Raw genomic sequence first — 19,072 nt, 5'->3', positions numbered from 1 at the left:
CCTAAGTACTCCAAAAAATATGATATTTTTTCTTTTTTCAATTTCGTTACGTGAAAAGGAGAAATAGAGAATGATAAACAATGAAAAAAAGTATTTAATATTTTTATTGATATTAATTGCTTTTGTATCTATAGGTGGGGTTTCAGCTAATACTCAAGACAATACAACAAGTATTACAAATACTGATGTTTTAGATGAAACAGTGCTTATGGATGATTCTTATGATAATGATGAACAATCACCAATCTTAGCCAATCCAACAACAGATTTTAACAATACTGTTGTAGTTGAGGATAATCCACAATTATCTAGTCCAGAGGATTCACCTAATTGTTTATTAGATGAGGGTTCTGATTATGTGGTTAATAGTCCGATTGTTAATCCTGATTTTGAAGAAGGTTTAAATGGATGGGATGGTTATGGTGTGAGTATAACTGAGTTCTTTTTTAACTCCAAAAGTGGAACTAAATTCGTTAGTTTATCTGCTGATGGTCACATTTCTCAATTTATTAATTTCGATACAATCGATTCAGTTTCTTTCTGGTATATGTCTAATACAGAAAATGCAACAATTGATATTTATATTGATGATGTGTTTTTAGATAATTATAATATTCAAAATAATATTGGATTAGGTAAGAAACAATGGAAAGAAGTGAGATTAGATTTAGCTAACTTCACAGGTTACCATACACTCAATATTACTCAAAGCTATGGATTAGGATATATAGATTACTTCAATATTATCTACAACAATAATATTGTTGCTAATTTCACTATTGGTTCCTATGAGATTTCTGATGGTAAAATCAGAATTAATTTCACTGATTTGTCTCAGGGTGTGATTAATAAGTATTTATGGGATTTTGGTAATGGAAATTATAGTGATAATCAAAATCCAACACATACTTTCAAAGCAAATAGTTATATAATCACATTAACGGTTTCTAATAATGATATGGAAAGTAGTTATAGTTTTTCATTACCTGTTTCTGTTTGTAAGATTCAAAATACTGATATGGAATTTTCATCCATACAAGATGCAATTGATGTTGCAACTGATGGGGATATAATTGCTATTTTTAGTAATTATTTCACGGATAATCATTTTGAAAATTTAATCATTGATAAATCTGTAACCTTGAATTTCATTAATGCTTCAATTAATCCTAAAAACAGTTCTAAACCAGCAATTAATGTCATTAATGAATCACAAGTTGTTATTAATAATATTTTGATGAGGGATTGTGAAATTATTTTGAAAACAAGTGACGATTCCAGTTTAACAATTCAAAACTCAAATATTACTAATAAAAATATGATTTTGGATGAAGGAAATATATTTTTTGAAAATAATATTTTTGTTAATTCTTTTTTAACTGTTTTACAATCCAATGCAAATATTTTAAAGTGTAATATTTCAAACGGAAGTATTATTGTTAATGGTGGAAAATCAATAATCAATAATTCTAATTTTTCTTCTTGTGATGTCGCCATCAAACAAAATCAAGGAACAACTAACATCATCAATTGTAATTTCTCTTCTTGTGATGTTGCGTATAGTCAAGATTGTGGAAATTCCAAAATCAGTTATTGTAATTTTTCTTCTTGTAATATAGCAATACAACAGGATAATGGTCAGTTAAATCTAACTAGAAATCTTATTGAGGAAAATGATGTTGGTATTAAAGCATTTGGTAATGCAGATATCCATTTTAATAATATTTATTGCAATAATAACTTTTCTTTAATTGCTAATGAAAATGTTGATTATTCCAATAATTGGTGGGGAACTAATAATCCTTCTTATTATTGTAGTTTGATAATACCTAATGAGTATTATGATGTTTATTTTGTTAATGAATCTAGTTCAAAAATGAAACCTTGGCTAATTTTAAATGTTACTCAACATAATTTATCTGTTGATAAATGGATTGGTGGAGTTACTTATTACAATTTAACTATTGATTTGACACATAATAATTTAGGTGAAGATACAAGTAGTTTAGGACATCTTTGGAATAAGAATTACACTTTTACTTTTAATGATGTGGATTTTAATATTTTTCTTGAAGATGGTTTTAAAGAATTGCTTTTTACTTGGGGTTATTTGACTGGTGATGTTAGTCAGATGAATATTAAGTTTGATAATGAGAATTATCAACTTTTCATTGATACCGATAATGTTGCTCCAGTTATTACCTATATCACTCCAACAACATCTTTTGATGATGAAATCGAAGTTATTATTGAGTGTGATGATTCTGAAGCAGTTATATTTTATACTTTGGATGGCAGTAATCCATGTTATAGTAATACCCGTTTAATGTATAAAGAACCATTCACAATTGATAATTCAACTACAGTTCATTATACTGCTATTGATAAAATGGGTAATCGACCACTATTTTCATATGGAACAACTAATCTTTTACTGGTTAGTGAAGCAATTTTTTCAGATGTATTCATTGAATGTTTGCCCAATGGTGAAATTTATTATACTATAGATGGCAGTGCTCCGGATGATAAATCCAATTCTAATCGTGTGAAATATTCACATGTATTTTATGTAAATGAATCTACAAAATTTTTATTCTGTTGCATTGAAAGATATTCTGGAAATTATCCTGTATACGGGGCTGTTACAATAAATACTTACACAGATTCTTTTGCTGTTAATTATCTAAAGAATTGTGAGGTTAATCAAACTTCAAATTCAATTTGGAGTCAATATCAGGGAAATATTAACAATTCTGGAGTTAGTGATTATATTGGTCCTAATACTAATTTAACTAGATGGTCTAGTGATATAATTAGTTCCGGTTCGGCTGTAATTGATAATAAAGGCCATATTTATATTGGAGGGGATGATGGTTATTTATACTGCTTAAATAACCAAGGATTAGTTATTTGGAGATATGGTACCACAAGTAAAATCATTTCCACACCAGCAATAGGCTTGGATGGGAATATTTACTTTAGTAATTGGATGAATAGTACAGTTTATTGTATTTCACCTAATGGAAGTTTGCTTTGGAAATATGTTTTAGGTGATTATAATACTGGTTCTAGTATAAAAATTGCTAATGATGGTAGTGTATATGCAATAACCAGTAGTGATATTTCATCTAACATTTATTCTTTAAAGAATGGAACTTTAATTTGGAATTGCAGTATTCCTTTAATTAGCGGATCCACTCCTGCAATTGGTTCGGATAGTACTATTTATTTAGTTTCTGAAAGTCATGAATTTATAGCCGTGAATCCTGATGGAACCTTAAAATATAAACAGAATTTATTGATGGCTCATGGCATTGATGATGTTTTGAGGCAGTCTAAAGTTTCTGTCAGTATTGATGAGAATGGTATAATTTATGTATGTAATCAACCACATTACGCTACTAATTATCTTGAAAATATTGTTCAATATTTTATTCGAGCATATTATCCTAATGGAACATTGAAATGGAAATGTAATTTATTAGATAAAATTACTGTTTCAGGTACTCCTACTTATTATAAAGGGATATTGTATATTGGTAGTGAAGATAGATTGGTGGCAGTTAATGCTTCTAATGGGGCTATTTTGTGGAGTAAAAATATTAACTATGCATTTTATTCTTCAAGTTCACCATTGATTAGTGGAAATGAAGTTATCTATTTGACTCAGGATAATATTGTTTATGCTTTTAATTTGGATGGTGAGCAGTTGTGGAATTATACGTTAACTGGCAAGTATGGTAATCCTTCTAGTTTATCAAGTCCAACATTGTCTAATGATGGTACTTTGATTGTTACTACAAATCAGGGTATTTTTGCTTTTAATGATGTTGCAGCCCAATTTAAGTGGGAACATGTAAACAATACTGAAACAACTGTCCAGTTCACTGATTTGTCTGTAAAAGGAAATAATAGTTATTTCTGGGATTTTGGTGACGGTTCATATTCTCTTGAGCAGAATCCAATACATGCATATAATAATTCTGGTAAGTATCGTGTTGTTTTGATTGTTGAACATGAAGGCATGAATCTTGCAAGAAACACAACAATCACTGTAATCAAACAGGATATCACTCCGCCTAGTGATGTTGTTGCTTATATTAACAATACTCAAACAGATGGGGGAATTTTCAGTTCCACTCAATTTGTTAGTTTAAATGCTAGTGATGATACAAGCAATGTAACAATTTATTATACTGTTGACGGTTCCAATCCGGTTAATAGCTCAACAAAAAGAGTTTACCATGAAGAGTTTGCGGTTGAATCTGATTGCATTTTAAGTATGGTTGCTGTTGATGAATCCGGTAATGTTGGTAATGTCACTTCAATCAGCTTCATTATTAGTGATGCCATTAATGTTAATGATAAGGTTAATTCTACTTTGATTCAGAAAATCCAGGAACTGTTGGATAATGCTGAAGAAGGTAGTAAATTTGTCTTTGATTATGATGAGCTTTATGGAGCTAATTTCACAGTTAACAAACCATTAAACATCATCACTACAAATAACACTAAACTTATTGGTAATGGTGTTCAACCAGTTCTAACATTTACTGATTTGGCAAATGGTTCTTCTTTAAATGGTTTTGTAATTGAAAACACGAATGCTGAAGGCATTTTAATCAAAGATACTTCAAATGTTACTATTCGAAACACAATTGTTGAAGCAGTTAATTCCACTGGAATTAATGTTTTAAATAGTATTGGCACCTTTATTCAAGACACTACAGTTAATAGTTCAAATGAAGGTATTTTAGTTGATAATTCAATGAACACTATTTTGAATCGTGTTGATGTTGAAAATTGTTATAGTGATGGTATTTGGGTTTATAAATCAGAGAATACTGTTATTTCAAATTCATTAATTGAAAATAATGGTCTTGACCCTTATAAGATGTCTACTGCAACATTTATAACAGATAAGTATGGAAAAACTACTTTCACTAATACAGTTGCTTCAAAAGACAGTAGAGCCAACAATATTTTGATTGATAATTCTAAAAATACTTCAGTCTGTAATAATGTTATTAATTATGGTTATTTTGGTTTGAGGCTGTATCACAATACTGATGGTGTTATTGTTGACAATAACACTTTTTATGAGGGTGTTGGTGATGCGATTCTTTTATCAAACAGATATTCCAATGTGAACATCACTCATAACCTGATTGATGGCTGCTATAATGGAGTTAACTTTATGGGTTATACTCAAAATGTATCCATAATAGAAAACACCATTGAAAACTTACATTCACATGATGGTGACTTGCAGAGTTTTAAATCAGAAGTTGCAATTTATAATTTGGCCGATTATGTTTATGAGTATCATTTTCCACCTGATCAGTTCTTTAATCATTGTTATAATGGTATTCAGATTTCACATGGTGCAAGCAATGTACATGAAGGAAACACTATTATAATCGATAATGTTATAATCAAGCTTCAGCATCGTGCATGGGAAGCTAGAAAGTATCAGGGATATATTGATGGTAGTTGTGAAGGATATGGTTACAATTTGTTGGATGGTTCTGACAGTTACCATGGAAAAGGTGGTGCAACATCTTATCGTGAAGGCAAGGTTGACCTTGTTGTTGATCGTGTCGGTGATTCATCTTTCAGATTAAGATTAATTAATCGTTTGGATGGTCATTATTTATCCAATATTCCTGAGTTTGATGTCACTTTTATTGCTGGTGGCTTTTCACAGACTGTTAAGTTTAAAGACAGTGAAGCCGTTGCAACATTCGATACGTCTTCTGCTATAACTACAGTTGTTGCTAAAATATCTGCTGAGGTTCAAAAATCTGTTGCATTTGATATTCCAATTACAGAAGGTTATTCTTCATCAAATAAAGATAAAGATTCTGGTTATGAAGCTGGTGAAGCTATCAATAATCCTGACCCAGTCATCCCGAGCATTGCTGATGCTATTAAAGAGTTTGAGAGAAGAAATTCTCAGGGCAATGGAAATGGTAATGGCAGTGGAAATGGAAATGGTGATGGTAACGGCAATGGTAATGGTCAAGGAACAGGCACCGGTAACGGTCAGGGTTCAGGTAATGGTCATGGCTCCAGCGGTCATGGCGGTTCCAACATTAACGGCCGTGAAGGTGAAATTGAAGGTAATGCAAACAATCTCATCCAAACCACTGGAGGCACTTCCCCATCTGTAGGTGTGGAAGCTGCAGCCGAAGGTGATTCTGATACTGTTGAAGGTGGTTCTGAGTCTGGTGGTTCATCTGAAGAATCTGTAAACGCATATGAAGTTTCAAAAGTAATTAATATTAAGGAAAACAATTGGCAATCTGTACAAGCTGTCATTTTATTCTCTATCTTCATAATTTTAGGTTATGGATATAGAAGGGGTAAAAAGGATGGTGATGAAATTTAAGCGTAAAGAGAAAGTAAAAAATTTTACTTTCCCAGATTCTCACAACTTGTGGGAATCTGACTGTTGAATTTTACATGGACATTTTTTTAAATGGTTTTTTCTCCTCAATTAATAATAAAATGAGCTGAACATTTTGTTTGGTTTAAAAAATGATGTGAAAATAAAACAAAGGGAAAAAGGTTTTAAAATAAAACTTTTTAAACACGTTATGGGAAATTTTAAGAAACAAAATTCTTTTTTGTTTCTCTTTTTTCTCATTTAAAATAAACAAATTGTGGAGGTGTATATGTTTGGTTTCTTTTCCTGGTGATACTTTAATTTCTTCTGCAATGGATGTTATCTCACAAAGTCTAACAGTACCTGTTTTAATTATTCTTTTAATCATTGTAGTGGCTTCACTATTCCTTTTAGGTGAAATAATAGCTGAGTATTTTAAAAACAAGAAGGTTAAGGTTGGAGATATTTATGATTTGATTTTTAAAATCAGTAATGCAACTTCAATCGAGCATTTGCAGGTTATTGTCAGTCAGTCTGATATTCCTGATTTGCAAAAAAGGATTTTAACTAAAATTTCAGACACTCATTCAATGAAAAAGTCTTCACGTGAAGCGGCAGCAAGACGATTAGTTGAAATGGAAGAAGAACGCATTGACAAGAACTTAAACAAAACTGATATCATTACAAGAATCGGCCCGACACTGGGTTTGATGGGAACATTGATTCCAATGGGTCCGGGACTTGCCGCACTAGGTGCGGGGGATATCAACACTCTTGCAACTTCTCTTACATTGGCGTTTAACACTACTATTGTCGGTATCGGTTCAGGTGCACTGTGCTACGTTTTAGGTAAAATCAGAAAGTCCTGGTATGACAGATACCTTGCTGATTTGGATGCACTGTCTGATGCTGTATTGGATTATATGGATTGATGTGTTATGGTTAGAAGAAAAAGTGCAAGACGTCAAAGAGTAGAAGAAGACCCTATGGCCGGTACTTCCAATTTGGTGGATGCGATGCTTGTAATTGCTGTTGGATTTCTTGTGTTTGTTATTATTTCCTGGAATATGCAGGCGATGATAACTGATGATAATCCTATCCAGCAGTCACAGCAGACCACTGAAATCGATCAGGGTCAACAGTTAGACCAAGCACCTGATACCAGTAACTCTTCAGGTCAGGGTTACACTGAAATGGGTAAGGTGTATAAGGATCCGGCAACGGGAAAATTAATTATGGTTGAGGCGTGACTTCAACCTTTTATTTATTTTATTTTCATGATTAATTATTTTAACACTTAATCATATAATTTATTTTTTAATTAATCACAATTATAATTATTTTAATATTATTTTTAAACTGTAACTTTTTTCACAAGTCAATGTAGATTAACACAACTATTTTCCCTATCTTTTATTTTTCCAAAAGATTAATATATTACTATAGAAATATATTAGTATACAAATATACATTAGATTTTCGGATGTGATTTTGAATGGCAACAACAATTAGGATTAATGAAGAGGTTAAGCAACTTCTGAAATTAAGAAGTGCTGAAACAGGAATAACTCAATTTGATTTGGCAAACAGGTATATTCTAAAAGGCCTTAAAGAAGATGACACCCCAAGCAATATGATGAGCATCAGCGACATTGAAGCAATGCTGTCATTTGACAAACCTGAAGGAGACAAGAACCTGGAAAAGTTGGATGGGGTCTTGCACTCTGATGTGCCGACAAACAGCGTTGAGTTAAAGAAAAACAGCTACAGGTAAAACATGATATTTTTAGACAGCACATATTTAATCGGATTGATGATTGATAACGATGACTATCACGAAAAGGCGCATCAGCTAAGGCCGGTCATCGACAGGGAAAGAAAACTGATAAACAATACCGTGCTGGTTGAGGTACTCAACAGCCTGAAAAAGAACAATCATAAACTTGAACTTGATGAGATAATGGATGCATTACTTGGCTTGGATAAGGTTGTTTTCCTAACAGATGATGATTATGATGAAAGCTTTAAGTTATTTAAGTATTATAATCTAAGCGTTAACTATTCCGATTGCACAATCCTAAAGACAATGATGGACAACAATGTTTCCCTTGTAGTGTCATTCGATTCTGACTTTGACAAAATCAATGGAATAAGAAGAATCTACTTATAAAAAAAATAGCATGGGAAATATTTATTTCCCGATCCTGCTTTTAAGACTGTCAATGTCAAACTTAAGCCTGTCCAACTCCAGCATCAGTTCGTTTTTCTCATTTTCTATTTTTACAAACTCAGGCGATTTGACATGCAGCTTTTTGACTTCAGTGCTGATGGTTACAGCAGACAAATGTTCGATATACTGGTATTTCAAATCTTCAGGGTTTATCATGAAGTATGCCTGATCTGTCTTGTTTTTGGCTTTACCTTGTAGATCATTGACGTCATCGAGACTCATGCCGTCATTATATAGTGCAGATGCGTGGAATTTCCTAAGCATATGGCTTCGGAATCTGTTGTAGGGTCCGATTTTTCCAAGACCCAAATCATCATTGATTCTTTGAAAACTGAGGGTGAAATAGTTGACGCCCATCTTAAAGAGTTTGGATTCGTTGGTTACCTTATCGCTACGTGATAATATATGTGCGTTTATCGCTTTTACTGCCTCTGGACTGCAGTAAGTAGTATAATACTTGTTGGTCTTTTTTCTGCGAATGTTGAAAGTGGGAATGACTGTCTCATCATCCTCAATCAAATCAATAACCTCAAAGATATTCATATCTCTTCGTGGAAGGTATTCTGACAGTGCATCGATGTAATCCTGTATTGTTAAACTTAGTGTTTCTGCTCTTGCACAACCGCTGGATGCAATAAAAAGTATTGCTGCCTTCATGACTGGACTTGCAATGCCCAAGGCCTTTCTGATGATTTCCTTATCCGGCAGATCGCTGAAATAAATCGGCTGAGGTTTCTGGACAGATTTTTCATTGATTTTGGGCAGTTCATAGATTTCCACATCATAGAACTTGTAGAACTTGATGACATTAATCATAACTAATTTAACAGTGTTTAAAGCATAGTTTTCCAAAAGGTATTGTCTGAATTCAAGAAGTCGGGTTTTGATTCTGCGATGTTTCCATTTAACCCCTTTGTTTTCCTCGCTTTCCGCTTCAGTTAAAAGTTCATCCAAGTCCATTTCAAAATAAGTGGAGTATTTCTCCAGTGCATAGACATACAGTCTTTGTGTGCCCGGTGAATGGTTGTAGGTTACAGATATTGCTTTTAAAAGTTCATTGTTTTTCATAGTTTTTCAGCTCCATAAAGTCTTTGTAAAAACATTTTTGAAAAGAGCCAAAACTAACAATTTATGTTAAGTACACTATAATACAAATTTATTGTTTCCATTAAGATATGATTAATATAATCAATAGCTAGCATTTTACTTTCGATTTAATGGAATGGTTCTGACATTAACGGCGACGTTTTTGGTTTTGGTTTTGCTTTTTGAACTGGCGTATATATGCAATGGTTTCTGGATGTGGTTTTTGAATAGTTGATGGTGAGTGTTAATGTTATTTCAGTTTAAATAGTGAATTATCGCAGTCCAAGTACTCTTTCACCCTTTTCGGTTATTATATACATTCTGCCATGTACTTCTTTGGGATTGACACATTCAATAACTCCAAGATCCACTAACTCTTTAATTGCAGCATAAAAGAAATTTCGGCTTATGTGTCTTCCGAATGCAGGATATAATGCATGCATAACATCATCCATATCCCAGTTTTCACGTCCGACCTCACTGTTCCATGTGTAAATCATCTTGCATGTTTTTTCAGAGATTAATCCATTTTCGAGACCCTCTTTAAGATCATCGAATTCAATCACTGAAAACAGATAGCTTTTGGCTGCATATACTCCGTATTTTTGAACTTTTTCTTTTTTGGGAATGCGGCTCATGAAACTTAACGCTTCCTTATTTGTACTCTCCCAGGTCAATCCTGACTTGTCGTTTTCAAGAGTAAAGTCAACTACATACTTATAAATCCAATTTAATAAACTACTGTCGGTTTTATGAATCATTTTTATATGCACCTCCCATGAGTGGGTAATTAATATTTCTTTTATGGAAGGTATTTAAAGAAAATGTGAGAGCATTTGATTAGTAATCATTTTAAAAAAAATTCATAAGATAAATTAGTTTAAATTCCGTATATTCTATTTAACAGTTTTAAAAACTTTGTTTGAAATAACTAAAGCTAATCGTTAATGTAAAAATAAAATAAGTTAACATTAACTGTTAACTTGAATATAAATCTGTGAATATCCATGATGGATCATAAGCTATAAGGTAACCATCATCGCACCAGATGGATCTAACATTACCTGAAGTTGTATCTGCCACCGCAGCCGGATCTCTGTTAATCCAGTTTCCTCCAGTATGTTTTTTATGCTTGAGTCTTAATCTGATATGACCAGTACCACTTACACGGCATTTAACATGGACAAACTGCACGTCATAGCCTAATGATTTAGCTATTCTGTAATACACTTGTCCCCAGTCTACACAATTGGAACCTTTACCTGATTTAGCATCATTAATGGTTTTCTTATCTGTTTTTTGTGAATCGAAATATTTGCTGTATAATTTCTTCTTTGATATAATAGCTAATGCTTCATCTATTGTATTTCCTTTGAAGTCAAATACATTGATAAATAGCTTCATTGTGGAATCATTATAATCAGGAAGTTTAGACATCCTGTATACAATAGCTGGAAGTCTTCCATTTGCTCTAATGTATGCTTCTGTCCTTATGGCCATGTCAACATATTCAGCCTTATCAATCTTCTCTCCATTCTTTAGTATTACATAGTTTGGAAGGAAATCCAAAGACTTGTTGTCTTTAATTAATGCCATTGTATACATTGACACCAGCTTATCGTTTCCTAATTTCTTTGCTTTCTTTTCTATATCTGTGCAGCTGCCTTTCAATGTTAGTATCTGATAAAAGTCACGTTTTTTGTATTTCTTTTTATTTTGAATCAACCAGTAACATATGGAGTTCATGGCCTGACAAAAGCTTGTCCAACTAATATTATCTTTTTTATTATCTGACATATTATATTATTTATATATAATAGCTAATATATTTATTGCAAACTTATTAAAACTATTCAAAATTCATGCAGAAATTTTTAATTTTTGTTCTTAAATCACATGTCCATAGAACCCAATTTCTAAAAAAATAAAAGAAAATTATTAATCATATCAACTTATTGATTTTAATAAGTCCTCACCACATTCAATAGTATTCCTGATTTGATTTTCAAAAGATTCAAAAGCTCCGATAGTAATTTCATAATCTTCAGGTTCCAATTCATATAACAAAAATGCACTATAAGTAACTTTAGGCATTCCCTTTTCAGATAATCTTTTACATTCATCAAATAAATTATCTAATTTACTATTAAATTCAATGACTTTTTTGATTTGAAAATCATCATAAACATCAGGTACAAAGTTTATTAACCTATCCCAATTTTCATGATTTATTATGGGAAACTTGGTTAAATAATAATAAAAATTTGATATATCTTCTAAAGTCCCTGAATCATACAATTCTTTTGTAGTAACATTCAAATATGATTTTTTAAAGTTTTTTATATTGGTAAGATTCAATTCAATTTCAGATTTTAGAATAATTGATGCTCCTTTCTTTTTCTTATAAATTTTATATTCTTCTGTGAAATACGTCAAAGCCCATGCTGAAAAAGCACCTACTAATGCTGCAATAATTGTGGAATCTATTGAAAACATAACAATCAAGATTCTTTTTGAGATTTATAATTTAAAACTCTTTTGTAACAATCAATTGAAAAATATTATAATATTTATCAAATTTATCAAAATTACTTATTTTAATGACACCAACCATTCATTTAATCTAAATGCATCATTGGAACCATTTTTAATTAAAAAATCTAAAATTAAGGAAAGATCATTCTGAATTTTAATATCTTTCATTATATTTTGTGAATTTAAACTAACATATTTTTTAACAAAATGCTCCAAGTTACTAATTGTTCCTTTTTCTACATTATTAAAATCACTTTTACCCAATATGATTTTTATCCAAGTTAACCCTGATAAAATGAACTTATCTTTAATTACTATTTTAGAAATGGAATTTAAAATAAACTCATACTCTCCAAGTTCTTTGCAAACTCTCCTGTAAAACTGTTTTTCTATCTCAACAATATCCTCACTCAACTCAAAATCATTTTCTAGTTGATAATTTATAACAAATTTGGTCAATACCTTTTCTAAATAATATTTCCCCTTATTTTCATGATTCTCCAATATCTTTTCTAAAAACATCCACCAAATATCCCAGAATTCAACAATAACATCATCTCTAACAACACTTACAAATGAATTAAATAATTCATATGCACCTTCACTTATTCTAAACTGATTTAAAAAGGGAGAAATATATTCCTTCAAATTCGATTTATTCATTAGGATTACATTGCAGAATCTCATTAAAAAATCATATCTAACAAAATAATATTTAGAACTATCTAAATGAGAATCCTTATCAAACAAATCATTTGCAAAAAGTTGGGAAACAAACTTAAACAACTCCAAATGCAATTCATCATTTGAGTTTTCAGGAATTGTTTGAAAAATTACATTTGATGAAATTAAATTTAAATTATCAAACTCAAATTCATTATAATCCATAATGAGTTCTAATTCATTTTCATATTTATCTAAAAATTTCTCTACAGCCCATGCAAAAAGATTATGAATATTTGAATTCCTATTTTCTCGTATTATTTTAATATAAATATCATCAAAATCTTTTTTAAACTTAGAGTAACAACATAAAATACTGTTAACACAATTTGAGTGTTGAATGTATAATTTTCTCAAGGCAATAACTGAAAAAGATGAAAAATAATTACTTGCATCAATTTTATTATCATTTAATAAAATCAACAATAAAATTACCATAAACTCTAATCTATCATTTGGAAATATATCAAACAAGTAAACTAAAGCATCGGTTCCAATATCCAATCTATCTGAAATTTGATAAAAATAATGTTCGTCAAACAACGGAACACATATATTATTCATGATGATATTTTTACATAATTCTTTATCATCATCTTTTAACGAATCAGAATAAAATTTCAACAAACAAAATGAAACCCTTACTGGAAGATTATCCACATAAATATTCAATTTTAAGTTATTTTCATTTAAATCAATTATAAATTGATTTAATTCCCCTAAAACATTATTAATATCCTCATCATATTTTAAAAGATTTTCAGGGATAGGCTCATTATTTATTTTTGCATCAACCCAATTACTTAAATCAACATACTTAAAAATATCATTAACCTCCTTGAAAGAATTTTCTGAATCTTTTTTTAAATCTTTATCCTCATTAACATTCTCAAAAGATATTTGAAAACCTTCATCAGTTTCTTGCTTTATTGGTTTAAGATTTCTTCGATCGATTCTAGACAATACTTTTCTATACCTTAAAATATCTTCCTGAGCTAAATTTTTAGAATTTAACTCTTCTAAATTATTATCAATTAACTTTTGTATAGATTCAAGTCTATCTTTAAAAATATCTTCAGAAATGTTTTCACGTCTAATATATTGATATGTGATAATCAAACCTTCCAAATTCATTTTACGAAATTTTTGATTACATGCATCCAATCTTTCTTGAACCAAAAACTGTCTATTAAATGGTGCAATTGTACATAAAAATTTAGCTTCAGATTCTTGAGTCCATCTAATTGTATCATATATAAATAAATCAAGTGTATTAAATAAAATTAATGCAATATCAAAGAAATTATCCGGATATGCTAATACTATACTACTCACAACTGCAGTTAATGATGCAGACTTTGATTTGAGTAAAATTTCCTTCAATATTATTTCAACATCATCAAAATTATTATTTTCACATTCTTTAAGCAAAAATTTCTCTAATGCCATGTGAATGATTTTTAACAATGTAGGAATTACTGGAGAACCAGATCCCCTATAACATTGCCACAGAGAGTTTGAGATGTATTGTTTATTTTTTATTCCATCAATTTCTAATTCAATTTCATTAATACGATATGAATTATCCTTTTCAGTAGGATAGTTTTCAACATGATGGCCAATGGAGTTATTTACAAAATTTATTATAAAATCTATAGTTTTTTGTGAATTATACATTAATAAGTACAAAATAGGAGTTTCTAAAGGACTTGCATAAACATACTCCCAAGTAATATTTTTATCTATCAAAAAACTTCTTTCATATTCTGAAAAATAATATTCCGATTCATTATCATCAATCCAAAATAAATTCGCTAAATTTAATATGGTATCAGGTAAAATTTCACATATATTCCCATAATTTTCCATACTTAATATCCTCATAGACAGCATATAATAAGGATTTCGACTTTTTTTCCAATGATTTGATAATACATTATTTAAAATTTCTTCAAGTTCCTTTTTAATTTCTTTTGAACCTAAAAGGATAATGGAAATACAATCATTTTTAAGTTTATCCACATTGTAGTATTCATTTTCTTCCAAATTTTCATAAAACTTTAATCCAATTAATGAAGATTTTCTGGTAGTATTTCCTTCAGAATAATGTTGATTCCAGTATAATAAATAAGGTACAATTATTTCGATTTGAGATTTGTTCCATTTATCCAAATTATCATATAAAAATAAAATAAAAATACTCCAATAAGCTCCATAAGGTTTGTAAATAATATTATTTGTATGTTCTTTTACCAATTTTGAAAACTCAGAATCACTTTCTTTTCTAAAAATTGTTTGCAACCAATATAATAATCTTTTTAAGATATACTCATTATTTACTATTTGAAATTTATATTTTTTCAAAAGTAATTCAAATTTATTTGAGATTACGACTGTAAAGATAGTTTCATCAATCCATGATTCCCCACATTGCCCATCAAGGATAATAAAATCTAAAAATTCAACAATACTTTCATAATTATTATTTAAACGATACAGTAACCATTTTCTATAACCTACTTTAAATTTAATTGAATCATTGATTTGTTTAAAAAATATTTCATAATCTCCTGTAGATTCATTAAAAGTTTTATTAATTATTCTATCCATACCCCAATCTTCATAGATATCATGACAAAAATAATACTTATCCGAAATATTACTAATAATACCTTCCCTTTGAAAATCATTTAATATTTCCTGACAAATACTGTCAATCTCAAATTTAAAGTATGGATTAATGGATCTTTTTTCAATAAACTTTAGAAAACATTCCTCTCTTTTATTAGAGGCATTCCCATATTCATAATGTGATTTTTTAATTATCAAATCCCATAACACATTTTTAATTTCATTTTCATTATTTAAATCAATACTCCTAATATTAGATAAATATGCATTTAAATAAAACAAATTTTGAAGTGATTTTTTAAATTTAATATTATTTGGTAACTTTAATTTATTATCTTCAAATAATTTATTTAACTCATTTAATGACAATTCTTTTACATTTATTTCATCGACTTTAAAGTTAAAATTTACTTTTAGATTCAATTTTAAACTATTAGAATAATTTATCCTAGAAGTGAAAATAATTTTCCAAGAATCTTGAATCATCAATTTTAAAAACTCATTAATAACAATTTGATTTTTCAAAGTACCTATTAATTCAGCAGAATCTATTAAAATAAATTTTTCATCAAAATCATTGAAAAACTCCCTAAAGTCATTTAAAGACAAATTAAATCTATTAAAAAAGAATTGAATATTATCTACATCAAAATCCTCTGGTTTGAACATTAAAATAGGACTATCCTTTTGTTTTAAATATTCTTTTGCTAAAGCAGATTTGCCACATCCAGGAGTTCCATTTATCAACAAACAATCATTTTCAGATATTTTTTCATCAATTTCATTTATATATGAATCCCTATTAATTTTAATTACATTCTCATTAAGTGTTAAATTGTCTTTAATATTTTCAAACAATGAATTTGAATAAATAATCAACTCTTCAATATAATCCAAAAACGATTTTTCCTTACCAAAAAATTTATCATGAATTCTTTGGTTTTCAGGTTGAAATAGAATCACATCAAACCGGCTCTTTAAATACCATTCAATTTTTACACCTTTTGATTTAGCATAATTTTCCACTTTAATTTGTTCATCAGGTCTATTATCACCATTTTTACGGCCTTGGCCATATTCCTTATTTATATAAAATTCAATTTTAGATAAATCAGGATAATCTCTTTTTGCAAGTCTAATTGATTCTTTTAAATCTGAAGTATGGTCTGACAATTTTGTTTCATAAAACTTTGCTTGAAAACCAATACATTCATCATCCACTTTAATAGGTCTTTTTTCAATTCCCCTTTGATTGAAGTAACCAAAAATCCCTTCTTTTTTATCATATTTTTCACAAAATAAAAGATAAATCATTTCCTCAAAAGCTTTAGATTCATTACCTTCATTTTTTACATTAAATTGAGCCCAGTCAACCATTCAACCACCTTGATAAAAAATTGGAAACATAATAAATAATATATTAATTATTTTATTTAAAATACAACATCAATTATCCTAAAAAAACAAGAGTAAATAAAAATCTGAAAATAAAAGAAAAAAATAATAAAAAATCATAATAAAGTTTCCACTTCATTTATGAATTTTTCAGCCTGTAAAATAAGTTTTTCAGCGTCTTCTTCTGTAAAAGTTTTTGAATAACCATAACTAGAATCGTTTCTAGTCTCACGGGCATCATAAAGGTATCCATAGGTTTCCTTGCTAAGCAATCCTGTTTTGACGTATTCCTTGGCAAGTTGTCTTAAGGTTCCCTCATGGGTTTTTGGGGAAATGCTCTTTTTAAGAAGTAATGCCAGAGCAGAGGAATACATTGCATAATAAGACATGGTGACTGAGTCCCTATATTGTCCGCCTTCATATAACATTTTACTTGAGATTAACTGACTTTTTCCAACATTGATTGCATCTTTTGGATTATCCAATTACTACACCTTCTTTAAGTACGTTAGTTAAGAATGGATAATCTTCTACTTTTTTGAATTCATCTTCTGTCATTAATCTTGGGGATATAACTTCATCTTTTTCTAAAATTATATCCATAGCGATTTTGTGGATTTCCGGTTTGATTTTATCTGCAATTGGAGATACGATTAAGATATCGATGTCTGACTCTTCATTGTCGTCTCCACGAGCTACAGAACCGAATAACATTATTAATTTAATGTCATCTGATTTGATGGTTTCTGCAAACTCCTTGGCTATTTTAATTCTATCATGCACATAAATCACCCAGTACAATAAGTAATATATTATATTAAATTTATTTATAATAAATATATTGCTTGAACAAAACTTCAAAGATTATCCCGAATCATTCAATAGAATGATTATCTAAGTAATTATTTGTTTTATTAAGTATTTAAGTATTTATATATTAAATAAAGCAAATATTACTGGATATTTACAAAATTACAATGTTAAAGCAATACTTATCTTCCAATATTACAAAGGCTTTGAGATAACCTTCACCTTGCCATTTACAATTTTCCAATCATACCTTCGATAAAGCGATACATTGCTCATAACCTTAATATACTCCAGCTTTAAAAAGTCCGGATTGTCCTTGTAATAGCTTTCCCTTGTCTTGTTTTTTCCACGGCCATGCAACAAATCAATACTGTCCATAGCCAAGAGATCACCTTCCAAGGTTCCCTGACTCAGGTATGTTGAGTTGAACTTACGAAGCATGTGGGGGCGAAGCCTTGCATACCCGCCGATCTCTCCAAAGCCCAGATAGTCATTGAGCACTTTGAACTTGTAATTGACATGGTTTAACTCATACTTTAAAAGCGGACTTTCCAAATCGAAGTCCTCCTGCTTTAGCTTCACTTTGGCAATCCTCTGCACGCATTCGGGATTGAGGAATGTGTAGTAGGGCTTATCGGTCTTTTGTCGAAGCAACTTGCAGGTGCATACCACATTGTTTTTTCGTGACAGATATTTCATTGCATCTCTAAAATCGTCTTTTTTGTGATACATCCTTGTTCCTTCAAAGAATGTCAGGTTGGTCATGAATTTGGCCTCACACCTAGTTGTACCTGATGAAATCATCACCAATATCCAGAGCTTCAGATTATCATCTGCAAACTCTAAAGCTAGCCTCAGTTCATCCTTGGTCGGCAAATCATCAAAGCTTATTACATCGTTTCTGGCAACATGTTTACTGTTCAATGGCGGAATAAAAGGTATCTTTACCCTGTTGTAATGGTAGAATGTCTTGATTTTTGATATTGAGTTTGGTATTGTGCTTCCTATATTGTTTTTAATCAGATGGTCTCTAAATGAGATTATCCTGTCATATATGCTTAATCGGTTTTCCGGAATGTTGTTTTCCTGTTCGGTTATTGCTTCTGCCAACAGGTCGCATAGACTCATGTTGTGGAATGTTGTGTATTTGTTGAATGTTGTCTTGTATGATTTTTTAGATCCAACACTATGACCTGATTTTATGTGAAAATCATCTATCAAATCCTGGTCTCTAGTAAAATACATTTTCATAACCTCTAAATTATTTTCGATTG

13 protein-coding genes are annotated in these 19,072 nt (G+C 30.1%); 5 read left to right on the top strand and 8 right to left on the bottom strand.

The features are described from left to right. Window positions 1-70 precede the first annotated feature (70 nt). The 5 genes from ACJMML_RS09570 to ACJMML_RS09550 all read left to right on the top strand — a co-directional run bounded on the left by ACJMML_RS09570 (window position 71) and on the right by ACJMML_RS09550 (window position 8,558). Window positions 71-6,391, top strand: a complete 6,321-nt coding sequence (locus tag ACJMML_RS09570; protein WP_405307098.1) for a chitobiase/beta-hexosaminidase C-terminal domain-containing protein — start codon at window positions 71-73, stop codon at window positions 6,389-6,391. Between the two features lie 290 nt (window positions 6,392-6,681). Further along, window positions 6,682-7,320 carry a MotA/TolQ/ExbB proton channel family protein gene (locus ACJMML_RS09565; protein WP_405307097.1) on the top strand — a complete coding sequence of 213 codons (639 nt, stop codon included), beginning with the start codon at window positions 6,682-6,684 and terminating at the stop codon, window positions 7,318-7,320. 6 nt (window positions 7,321-7,326) lie between these two features. Then, window positions 7,327-7,638: a DUF2149 domain-containing protein gene (locus ACJMML_RS09560; RefSeq protein ID WP_405307096.1), complete on the top strand. Its 312-nt coding sequence runs from the start codon at window positions 7,327-7,329 to the stop codon at window positions 7,636-7,638. A gap of 245 nt (window positions 7,639-7,883) precedes the next feature. Next, window positions 7,884-8,162, top strand: a complete 279-nt coding sequence (locus ACJMML_RS09555) for a hypothetical protein (protein ID WP_292847652.1) — start codon at window positions 7,884-7,886, stop codon at window positions 8,160-8,162. Window positions 8,163-8,165: 3 nt separating this feature from the next. After that, complete coding sequence (locus tag ACJMML_RS09550) at window positions 8,166-8,558, top strand: type II toxin-antitoxin system VapC family toxin (protein WP_405307095.1); 393 nt, start codon at window positions 8,166-8,168, stop codon at window positions 8,556-8,558. A gap of 21 nt (window positions 8,559-8,579) precedes the next feature. Here ACJMML_RS09550 and ACJMML_RS09545 read toward each other — a convergent pair whose 3' ends face one another. The 8 genes from ACJMML_RS09545 to ACJMML_RS09510 form a co-directional block, all read right to left on the bottom strand. After that, a complete protein-coding gene (locus ACJMML_RS09545; protein ID WP_405307094.1) occupies window positions 8,580-9,686 on the bottom strand; it encodes a tyrosine-type recombinase/integrase in 1,107 nt (368 codons plus the stop codon). A 290-nt stretch (window positions 9,687-9,976) separates the two neighbouring features. After that, window positions 9,977-10,465 carry a hypothetical protein gene (locus tag ACJMML_RS09540; RefSeq protein WP_405307093.1) on the bottom strand — a complete coding sequence of 163 codons (489 nt, stop codon included), beginning with the start codon at window positions 10,463-10,465 and terminating at the stop codon, window positions 9,977-9,979. Window positions 10,466-10,682: 217 nt separating this feature from the next. After that, entirely contained in the window at window positions 10,683-11,501 is an 819-nt protein-coding gene (locus tag ACJMML_RS09535; RefSeq protein WP_405307092.1) for a pseudomurein-binding repeat-containing protein, read from the bottom strand. 150 nt (window positions 11,502-11,651) lie between these two features. Next, window positions 11,652-12,200, bottom strand: a complete 549-nt coding sequence (locus ACJMML_RS09530) for a hypothetical protein (RefSeq protein WP_405307091.1) — start codon at window positions 12,198-12,200, stop codon at window positions 11,652-11,654. Between the two features lie 96 nt (window positions 12,201-12,296). After that, the gene (gene avs4, locus ACJMML_RS09525) at window positions 12,297-16,970 is read right to left on the bottom strand and encodes an AVAST type 4 anti-phage nuclease Avs4 (protein WP_405307090.1); all 4,674 of its coding nucleotides are present in this window, start codon (window positions 16,968-16,970) and stop codon (window positions 12,297-12,299) included. 134 nt (window positions 16,971-17,104) lie between these two features. Further along, the gene (locus tag ACJMML_RS09520) at window positions 17,105-17,473 is read right to left on the bottom strand and encodes a HEPN domain-containing protein (RefSeq protein WP_405307089.1); all 369 of its coding nucleotides are present in this window, start codon (window positions 17,471-17,473) and stop codon (window positions 17,105-17,107) included. Beyond that, window positions 17,466-17,771, bottom strand: a complete 306-nt coding sequence (locus ACJMML_RS09515) for a nucleotidyltransferase domain-containing protein (RefSeq protein WP_330025219.1) — start codon at window positions 17,769-17,771, stop codon at window positions 17,466-17,468. The genes ACJMML_RS09520 and ACJMML_RS09515 overlap by 8 nt, the downstream gene beginning before the upstream one ends. 222 nt (window positions 17,772-17,993) lie before the next feature. Further along, window positions 17,994-19,043, bottom strand: coding sequence for a hypothetical protein (locus ACJMML_RS09510; RefSeq protein WP_405307088.1), 1,050 nt, complete (start codon window positions 19,041-19,043; stop codon window positions 17,994-17,996). Window positions 19,044-19,072: the final 29 nt, after the last annotated feature.

This window comes from Methanobrevibacter sp., assembly GCF_045130115.1.
Lineage (GTDB): Archaea > Methanobacteriota > Methanobacteria > Methanobacteriales > Methanobacteriaceae > Methanocatella.
Note: the sequence above shows the minus strand (reverse complement) of the source record. Positions and strands in the feature narration are given on the sequence as shown.

Excerpts from the sequence above, each read along its gene's own strand:
- ACJMML_RS09540 (WP_405307093.1), bottom strand. The coding sequence starts at position 10,465 with ATGATTCATAAAACCGACAGTAGTTTATTAAATTGGATTTATAAGTAT.
- ACJMML_RS09530 (WP_405307091.1), bottom strand. The coding sequence starts at position 12,200 with ATGTTTTCAATAGATTCCACAATTATTGCAGCATTAGTAGGTGCTTTT.
- ACJMML_RS09550 (WP_405307095.1), top strand. The coding sequence starts at position 8,166 with ATGATATTTTTAGACAGCACATATTTAATCGGATTGATGATTGATAAC.
- ACJMML_RS09535 (WP_405307092.1), bottom strand. The coding sequence starts at position 11,501 with ATGTCAGATAATAAAAAAGATAATATTAGTTGGACAAGCTTTTGTCAG.
- ACJMML_RS09555 (WP_292847652.1), top strand. The coding sequence starts at position 7,884 with ATGGCAACAACAATTAGGATTAATGAAGAGGTTAAGCAACTTCTGAAA.
- avs4 (WP_405307090.1), bottom strand. The coding sequence starts at position 16,970 with ATGGTTGACTGGGCTCAATTTAATGTAAAAAATGAAGGTAATGAATCT.
- ACJMML_RS09560 (WP_405307096.1), top strand. The coding sequence starts at position 7,327 with ATGGTTAGAAGAAAAAGTGCAAGACGTCAAAGAGTAGAAGAAGACCCT.
- ACJMML_RS09510 (WP_405307088.1), bottom strand. The coding sequence starts at position 19,043 with ATGTATTTTACTAGAGACCAGGATTTGATAGATGATTTTCACATAAAA.
- ACJMML_RS09570 (WP_405307098.1), top strand. The coding sequence starts at position 71 with ATGATAAACAATGAAAAAAAGTATTTAATATTTTTATTGATATTAATT.
- ACJMML_RS09545 (WP_405307094.1), bottom strand. The coding sequence starts at position 9,686 with ATGAAAAACAATGAACTTTTAAAAGCAATATCTGTAACCTACAACCAT.